Source organism: Nostoc sp. (assembly GCF_036919675.1).
GTDB lineage: Bacteria > Cyanobacteriota > Cyanobacteriia > Cyanobacteriales > Nostocaceae > Nostoc.
The window spans coordinates 1-7,851 of record NZ_JBALCP010000040.1; the positions used below are offsets into that span (position 1 = coordinate 1).

Annotated in this window: 8 protein-coding genes and 1 pseudogene; 7 read left to right on the forward strand and 2 right to left on the reverse strand. The window is 49.6% G+C overall.

What is annotated here, in order from left to right; genetic code table 11:
• Positions 1–909: 909 nt before the first annotated feature.
• Positions 910–1,794, reverse strand: a complete 885-nt coding sequence (locus tag V7K49_RS07970; protein WP_335205135.1) for a LysR family transcriptional regulator — start codon at positions 1,792–1,794, stop codon at positions 910–912.
• Positions 1,795–2,001: 207 nt separating this feature from the next.
• Here V7K49_RS07970 and V7K49_RS07975 point away from each other — a divergent pair, with 207 nt between their 5' ends.
• Positions 2,002–2,910, forward strand: a complete 909-nt coding sequence (locus V7K49_RS07975) for an NmrA family NAD(P)-binding protein (RefSeq protein ID WP_335205136.1) — start codon at positions 2,002–2,004, stop codon at positions 2,908–2,910.
• 144 nt (positions 2,911–3,054) lie between these two features.
• On the opposite strand, the pseudogene V7K49_RS07980 reads toward V7K49_RS07975, so the two are convergent.
• A pseudogene (locus V7K49_RS07980) lies at positions 3,055–3,180 on the reverse strand (DDE-type integrase/transposase/recombinase); the annotation flags it as partial.
• A 22-nt stretch (positions 3,181–3,202) separates the two neighbouring features.
• Here V7K49_RS07980 and V7K49_RS07985 point away from each other — a divergent pair.
• From V7K49_RS07985 to V7K49_RS08010, 6 genes are all read left to right on the forward strand, one after another.
• Complete coding sequence (locus tag V7K49_RS07985) at positions 3,203–3,559, forward strand: muconolactone Delta-isomerase family protein (RefSeq protein ID WP_335205137.1); 357 nt, start codon at positions 3,203–3,205, stop codon at positions 3,557–3,559.
• A 59-nt stretch (positions 3,560–3,618) separates the two neighbouring features.
• Positions 3,619–4,242 (forward strand): NAD(P)-dependent oxidoreductase, encoded by a 624-nt coding sequence (locus V7K49_RS07990; protein WP_335205138.1) that lies wholly within the window; start codon positions 3,619–3,621, stop codon positions 4,240–4,242.
• 363 nt (positions 4,243–4,605) lie between these two features.
• Positions 4,606–5,031: an SgcJ/EcaC family oxidoreductase gene (locus V7K49_RS07995; protein ID WP_335205139.1), complete on the forward strand. Its 426-nt coding sequence runs from the start codon at positions 4,606–4,608 to the stop codon at positions 5,029–5,031.
• A 464-nt stretch (positions 5,032–5,495) separates the two neighbouring features.
• Positions 5,496–5,798: a muconolactone Delta-isomerase family protein gene (locus tag V7K49_RS08000; RefSeq protein ID WP_334868604.1), complete on the forward strand. Its 303-nt coding sequence runs from the start codon at positions 5,496–5,498 to the stop codon at positions 5,796–5,798.
• Between the two features lie 185 nt (positions 5,799–5,983).
• Positions 5,984–6,952 (forward strand): alpha/beta hydrolase, encoded by a 969-nt coding sequence (locus V7K49_RS08005; RefSeq protein ID WP_335205140.1) that lies wholly within the window; start codon positions 5,984–5,986, stop codon positions 6,950–6,952.
• A gap of 77 nt (positions 6,953–7,029) precedes the next feature.
• Complete coding sequence (locus V7K49_RS08010) at positions 7,030–7,674, forward strand: NADP-dependent oxidoreductase (protein WP_335205141.1); 645 nt, start codon at positions 7,030–7,032, stop codon at positions 7,672–7,674.
• Positions 7,675–7,851: the final 177 nt, after the last annotated feature.

A 7,851-nucleotide genomic window follows, 5' to 3' on the forward strand; every position in this document is an offset into this window, starting at 1 on the left:
TTTAGAAAATGCGACCACTAAAATTCATCTCTGTTTTGTCAGACTTATGCTCCGAAGATTAGCTACTTTATAGATCCCAAATGGGTTCTATATAGATTTCAGCTTTTTACTTCTCTGTTTTAACCAAACATGAGAAGAGATATTTCCGCGCTTGCACACCCTTATATCTGCGCTGATTTGGCGACTTGCGTCTGGATACAGCAGGCTCAGTTTTTTCCGTTTTACCAACTTTCGGTGATTGGGGATCGGCTAAGGTATCCAGGGCAGACAAATGACGAAACTCGACGCAACAAAGGTTAGCGTTACCGCCAGGGCTGCCAGATTTTTCTCATTTTACCAGCATTAGGTTAAAAGTTCGGATTTACATAGGATAAACACAAAAGTTTACATCCTTTCGGTTTTCATTAGTGTTGGAACATTCTCGGTGGTTGGGGTTGGGAAAGCATAGTTTCAAACCCCAACCACCGAAAAAAAGGTAAAGTTCCAATTTCAATAGAAAATTCGGAACTTGGTAGAGAGACTTGGCACAAGGTGACAGCTTCTTTAGCATTGCGCCAAATAGATGTGAAAGACGCTCGGTCAACAAGTAGCAACAAAGAATCCAAAGGGGTTATGACTTACGCATTGACAGAAAGATAAGCATATGCATCTAAATAGGAACGATAGCGCTCCGGTTCGAGTTGTGAGATTCGGGAGCGCCCCTCAAACCCAAAACTCTGGGGGTTAAGGTGAATTCTAGTAATAAAATTACCATAGCCGTTGGTTTCGACTTCGCTCAACCAACTGAGTAATCGAGAGTTGAGCGTTCGCGTAGCGTCTCGCAGAGAAGTCGAAACTCGTCAACATAGGTATTTTTTTCATCAGAAATCACCTAAGCGCCCGAACATTAACCCGAACTGAGGTTAAGTTTTAGCGCATCTTTTGCTCAAGGAACTCTAGAAAGACTTTGACTTTCATTGGGACATATTTTCGACTGGGGTAAAGTGCGTTAATCGGGACCGGAGCTGATGACCACTGGGGTAAGACGTTTACTATATCCCCACCCTGTAACTCCTGCTGAAACAGAAATTCCGGTAGCAGCCCAATCCCTACTCCAGCAACGATTGCTTGATAAATGGGGGCAATGTCATTGCTGAGTAGTCGTGGATGAAAGGAGAGCGTTACTGTTTCCTGCTGTTTATTATGCAATGTCCAGGTCACTTCGTTCTGACGATGAACCATACAAAGCAGCGTATGACTGGTCAAATCAGCAATTGCTCTTAGTTCGCCAGCAGTTTTGAGATAGGTTGCGCTGGCAAAGAGTTTCTGACGATCTGTGCTAATCCGTCGCATGATCAGGGTTGAATCGTCCAATTCCCCAATCCGAATCGCTAGATCATACCCTTCCTTCACAATATCCTTGTATTCGGTCGTCGCATTCAGAATCACTCGAATATCAGGGTAGGTCAGCAGAAATTCCGGCAAATTGGGTGCGAGAACAGACCGTACAAACAACGGGGTAGCTGTCACTCGGACGACGCCTTGCGGATGTCCTTGCAGGCTGGCGATCGCATCATCACCATCATGTAACGCATCGAGAATAGGTAAACAGTTTTTGTAATACAGTCGTCCTTCTTCAGTAAGAGAAACCCGCCGCGTCGTGCGATCAAATAATCGGACTCCTAGCCGTTGCTCTAGCTTATTGACCTTCAGACTGACGGTAGATTTAGGCAAGTCTAGCGATCGCGCGGCTGCGACAAATCCACCCTGTTCTGCGACTTTGAGAAATACTAAAACAGCATTCAAATCGTCCATAACCTGCACTAACTGCGATGAGAGTATCTGTACTCTGCTATTGTTCAATATTACAAACAATCAATTCATAAAAACTACCTTTATCTGTATAAGTTGATTAATCATACTAGAGATGTCAAACATAGGGAGACTTGGAAGTCGAACCAGCAACGCATTATGAAATCAAGTCTTGAACGAAAAATACGGAAGCTATCAGGAAGGTGATAAATGGCGGATAATGTCGTGTTAGCAGGGGCGACCGGCAATCTGGGCGGGCGCATTGCGCGTGCTTTGTCAAATCGCGGAGCGAACGTCGTCGCACTTACTCGGAGTGGAACTTCGGACGAGACGAAACGGAAAGCATTGGAAAGCCTTGGCGTGAAGGTTAGGACAGTCGATATGGCGAGTGTTTCTGAGCTAGCCAGTGCATGCGAAGGATCAGCTTGCATCGTATCTGCCCTGCAAGGACTGCGGGACGTGATTGTTGATACTCAAACCGTACTGTTGGAGGCGGCACTTAAGGCAGGCGTTGCACGGTTCATTCCATCCGACTTTTCTACTGACTTTCGAACCTTAGCACCGGGTGAAAATCGCAATTACGATCTAAGGCGCGAGTTCCACCAGCGGCTCGACGTCGAGATGATCGCGTCGACATCGATCTTCAATGGCGTCTTCGGCGAGGTCTTGACGCAAAACGTACCTTATCTGAATTTTGAAAAGAAAATGGTCGGGTACTGGGAAGATCCCGACTGGCGGCTCGACTTCACCACAATGGATGACACCGCAGCGTATACTGCCGCCGCTGCTCTCGACCCAACGACTCCGGTCGCCCTTGGGATTGCAAGCTTTAGTGTTACTCTACGTGAGCTTGCAAAGTTCACCGACGAAGTGCTGAAGACTCCGTTTCATCTGGTCCGCTTGGGAAGTCTGGAGGATCTAAGTAGACGCAACAAAAGTGAACGGACGGCCCATCTAGAGGGAGAAAACGAGCTGTATCCGCAGTGGCAGCAGACGCAGTATGAACACAGCATGTTCAGTGTGCACCATGAATCGTTTGACAACGATCGCTATCCCGATGTGAAGTGGACAAGCCTTACGGATCTGCTTGCCCAACGGTCCCAAGCAAGTGGAGCCTAATTCAGACATGATTCCGGGTTGTGTTGCAAAAAGTTATTGAGAACAGAAAACTCCCTACAAGAGAAATTGCTCAGCTAGCTACTCCAAAGATTTCAGCTATAAATTTGACCCGTTCAGTGACGCATTCTGCTGCTTTAGCATCGCAGCACTTAACAAAAAATCGAGAGTGTTGCCAGATGAATCGACAGCCCGGTACAAGTATTTCTGCTTTCCTTTGACCTCAATATATGTTTCATCCACTCGCCAGGAGTCATTGGTTGGCTTCAAGTAAGGTCAGCAACGCTAGGTCAGATTGAACACAAGCTTCCTACTCTACCATCTCTCTCTGTTTTTACAACACAACCGTCATATGCAATATCTTGTTATCTTCACACCCAAACAAAAATTTGCAAGCCCTGAAATGCCCTCTGACTTCCCGCAACTGTTACTCGAGGAAGAGGCGCGAGCGAAAGATCTCTACATGGAGGGACTTCTCCGTCAATCGTGGGTGCTAGGCGCGAGGGATCGTGGCGCGGCCGTTCTCTTTGAAGCGGAGTCACCGGAGCGCCTGCAAGAGATAATCGACAGCTTTCCACTGATCAAGGCTGACTACTCTGACACCCAGGTCTTCCCTCTCGCCCCAGATCCTGCATTCGCAAATAAGTCCTGATCAAAGCCGCATTTCTCCGACCGGAAAACCCACTAAGCGTTACATAGGAGAGTTAAAACATGAAAGTCCTAGTTATAGGAGCCGCCGGCAAGACCGGTAGAGCTGTAGTCGAGCAGGCTATGGCCGCTGGTCACCAGGTCACGGCCTTCGTTCACAAAGCTGACCAATACCAGGTCTCGGACGTTCACGTCATCGAAGGTGACGCCACCGACAGTCTGACGATGGACGCAGCAGTCCTCGGTCAAGACGCTGTTGTTGACACGATTGGCGGTAAAACGCCTTATAAGGCAACTACCCTCGAATCGAGCGCCGCCAACACAATCATCGCTGCCATGCAGCGAAACGGTGTGCGTCGTCTGGTGGTAACTTCCATGATTGGCGAAGGGGATAGTGAGGCGAATACCCCCTTTTATGAGCGCTTACTTGTTTCGACCTTTTTGCGCGGCGCGGACAAGGACAAAGCGGCAATGGAGTCTGCTGTCGAGTCGAGCGGTCTGGACTGGGTGATTCTTCGCCCAGCTCTCCTCACCGACGATCCCGCCAAGGGGAACGTTCGAGTCTTTGATCCCGAAACGGGCGAGAAGGCCGATAAAATTACACGTGCCGACTTGGCTTCCTTCATGCTTGCCCAGCTTTCCAGTAACGAATACCTCCATCAAGCCGTTACTATCGCAAATAGCTAAGAACTCTTCGACCACGCTCTCTTTTTGGGGTCAGCAGCGTGTTCGTTGAGGCTTCGGCGTCTGCTTTCTTGCGGGTATGCCTCCTTTTTTGTCCGGTTTTCACAATCAAGTAAGCTAAACAGATTGAGCATAGGATAAAAAATGAAAGCAGTAAAGATTAACGAATATGGTATAAAATTGTTTTGGATTATACCGATGTCAAGCATCCAGAGCCCAAAGCGGACGAAGTTTTGGTGAAAATTCACCTCGCGCAGGTCAATCCGTTGACTGGAAAATCCGCGACGGTTTGGGGGAAATGTTCAGAATGAAACTTTCGATAATCCTTGTTCTTCTTGCGTCGTTTCATTAGTTAGAACAATCAGTATGTCAACAAGAGAAACCAGTGTAAAGGATGAAGCGGTAATCAAAGCAATGGTGGCAACGTTTGCCGAGGCGTGGAACGCTAAAGATGCGAAGCACTTGGCGATGTTGTTTGCCGAGGATGCCGATTTCGTGGACATCATAGGTCGTTGGTTTAAAGGGCGAACCGAGATCGAACAAGCACACGCGCAGGCGTTGGCGTCGTTCTTAAGCGATAACCACATGACTATTACTGACACTCAAATCAAATTCCTCACCCCGAATGTGGCAGTCCTGCATAGCACTTGGGAAACCACTGGACAAAAGAGTCCTGATGGAGTAAATCGAATACAAGATACAGGTGTCTTGACAGCCGTAACAACCTGCAAGGAGAACACCTGGCAGATTATCGCTTTCCATAACACAGGCACTGTGCCAATTTCTGAATGAAGCGTAACAAAAAGTTTGCTTTAAGCTACTGCTCCTAGTAGGTGTGGTAGTAACGGAACGAAAACTAAGGCGCTAAACCCACAAAGTATGCCGGGACTGTATTTCTGCATGACTTGATGTCTGAAACTATCCCACTAATAAAATTCTTTGAACCCAAATATGGACAGTAGCAAGGTCAGTAAACGCATCAAAATATACTTTTCGACGTTCACGGGCGTACGGATAAACGACGGTATTTACTTTGATACCAAGAGCTCCACCGCTCCTGCTGGAATCTAGTTACAGAGATAACGAATACCTCCATCAAGCCGTTACGATCGCAAATACCTAAGAACTCTTCGGCCACACTCTCTTTTTCGGGCCGACAGCGTGTTCGTTGAGGCTTCGGCGTCTACTTGACCACGCGGTATGCCTCCTTTCCTGTCCTGTTTTCTACAACCAAGCAAGCTAAATAGAGGTGACATATGCAATATCTTGTTATCTTCACACCTAAACAGAAATTCGAGACCGATGGAATGCCCTCTGACTTCCAGAAACGGGAACTCGAAGAGCAGGCGCAAGCGCAAGTCCTTTACGCGGAGGGAGGTCTGCGTCAAGTGTGGGCGCTGGACACGAAAAACCGCGGCGCAGCCGTTCTCTTTGAAGCGGAGTCACCGGAGCATCTGCAAAAGATGATCGATAGTTTTCCACTGATCGAGATTGATTACGCTGACTACCAGATCTTGCCGCTCGCGCCGTATCCAGCATTCATGAAGAAGTCCGTCTAATCGCACCGCATAATAATACGCTCCAGCGAACGGAGCCTGGTGATCGGGCTTTCTCTGTTTGTCGGCCCTTGTGTTGCCAGTCGCTGTCACTGAGCTTGGGTTCGTTAGCCCGTCTTCACTGGCAACTTAGCACAAACTGCCAAGCGGTGCCCGAACGAATTGTTACCAAGCAATGGAGAAAAAAGATGCAGTCCGACAATGAGAAGCTTGAACACAGCAATGCTAATGCAGCCGAGATCCGCCATCCGCTCACCGAAAAGGATGGCGAGCTCGTCGCTGTGATGCGGACGGAGGCTGCTTCCTCCAAAGGCAAGCTGAGCGGACCGAATGCTCGCGGTTCCTTCGACGAGATCATGGAGAAAACCCCGGACGCGCTGGGTGTAAGCTATGAGCAAGGTGTAGTTGGGGGTCTGCCAGGCGTTTGGTGCCACCCGCAGAACCCACACCTGGGCGTCGCCATCATCCATCTTCACGGGGGAGCGTATGTACAAGGTTCGGCGCACGCGTATCGGCATCTCGCCGGACAGGTCGCCGCACGCACAAGCGTATCCGCGTTCGTCGCAGACTACAGGCTGGCACCGGAACACCCCTTTCCAGCCGCCTTGGACGATGCCAAGGCGGCTTATCGCGGACTCATCGAACAGGGCACCCAGGAAATCGCGATCGTCGGAGACTCAGCCGGTGGCGGTCTGGCTCTGGTCCTATTGTCAGTCACACAATCCGATGCGTTTGCAGGCGGTGGCGTTGCTCCCTCCGCTGCCGTTGTGATGTCGCCCTGGACAGACCTGGCCTTGACAGGACTGAGTTTACAGGACCACGCAGACGACGATCCACTGTTGACGAGGGAGGTGCTGTCAATGGCTAGCGCCAGCTACCTGAACGGGCACGATCCAAGCGATCCGCTGGTCTCGCCGCTTTACGGCAGCTTCACTGGCTTGCCCCCGATTCAAATTCACGTTGGAACGAGCGAGGTGCTGCTCGATGACACGCGCCGCTATGCCGAGCGTGCCCATGCCGAGGGAGTCGATGTGACGGCTCACGTGTGGGAGGGAATGACGCACGTTTTCCCAGGGAACGTCGGAACACTGGACGCAGCGGAGGCGGCTTTGGACATGATAGCTACTTTCCTGAAGAGGAAGCTAGGCACCTGCTGAGCGGGCACCACATAGTAGAAGAGACGGGTTAACGACAATCGACAACATCACACTTTCAGGAGTCATCAAAAGACGCTTTGAAAGAATCGCGTAAAATTGCACTCACCTCAGATGCGATCGCGCTCAAACCGAAAACGCTTGATTTTGTGCAAGCGGCATCGGTGCCGATGGTGGCAATGACTGCCTATCAAGCACTGTTTGATCATGCGGATCTCAAGCCGGGTCAAACTGTCCTGATTCATGCTGCATCGGGCGGGGTTGGCATGTTCGCAGTCCAGTTTGCTAAATGGAGAGGGGCACACGTCATTGGAACTGCCTCAGCCGCGAATACAGAATTTGTTCGATCCCTGGGCGCAGATCAAGTGATCGACTACAAGGCCACACCCTTTGAACAAGTGGTTCAGAATGTTGATGTCGTTCTAGATACCTTAGACGGCGACACCCAAGCACGGTCTTATTCAGTGCTGAAGCCGAGTGGCATTCTGCTTTCAACCCCCGCTCCCCCCGATGCTCAAAAAGCTCAAGAACGAGGTATCCGTGCCGAGATGGTGAATATGGAGATATCGGCCTCGCTGTTGGAAGAAATTGCTAATTTACTCGATTCTGGGCAGGTTAAGACAGTTATCGCTCAGACCTTTTCCTTGTCTGAAGCCCGTCAAGCTCAGGAACTAAGTCAGAGTGGGCATGTTCGCGGCAAAATCGTGCTGCAAATTAGCGCTTAAGAGCAACAATGTTTCACAAACACATCTCAGGAGTTACGCACTTGGTATAGCTGCCCATAGAAACACAATTGATAGTAGCATATATAGCAACCGCCAAGGTGGTTATGACATAAACTGGAAGTAGTCCCAAATCCTCCTTCGGCGCGATCGCAATCATTTCATGCCCAAACCTTACAG

Excerpts from the sequence above, each read along its gene's own strand:
- V7K49_RS08000 (WP_334868604.1), top strand. The coding sequence starts at position 5,496 with ATGCAATATCTTGTTATCTTCACACCTAAACAGAAATTCGAGACCGAT.
- V7K49_RS07970 (WP_335205135.1), bottom strand. The coding sequence starts at position 1,794 with ATGGACGATTTGAATGCTGTTTTAGTATTTCTCAAAGTCGCAGAACAG.
- V7K49_RS07990 (WP_335205138.1), top strand. The coding sequence starts at position 3,619 with ATGAAAGTCCTAGTTATAGGAGCCGCCGGCAAGACCGGTAGAGCTGTA.
- V7K49_RS07995 (WP_335205139.1), top strand. The coding sequence starts at position 4,606 with ATGTCAACAAGAGAAACCAGTGTAAAGGATGAAGCGGTAATCAAAGCA.
- V7K49_RS08005 (WP_335205140.1), top strand. The coding sequence starts at position 5,984 with ATGCAGTCCGACAATGAGAAGCTTGAACACAGCAATGCTAATGCAGCC.
- V7K49_RS07975 (WP_335205136.1), top strand. The coding sequence starts at position 2,002 with ATGGCGGATAATGTCGTGTTAGCAGGGGCGACCGGCAATCTGGGCGGG.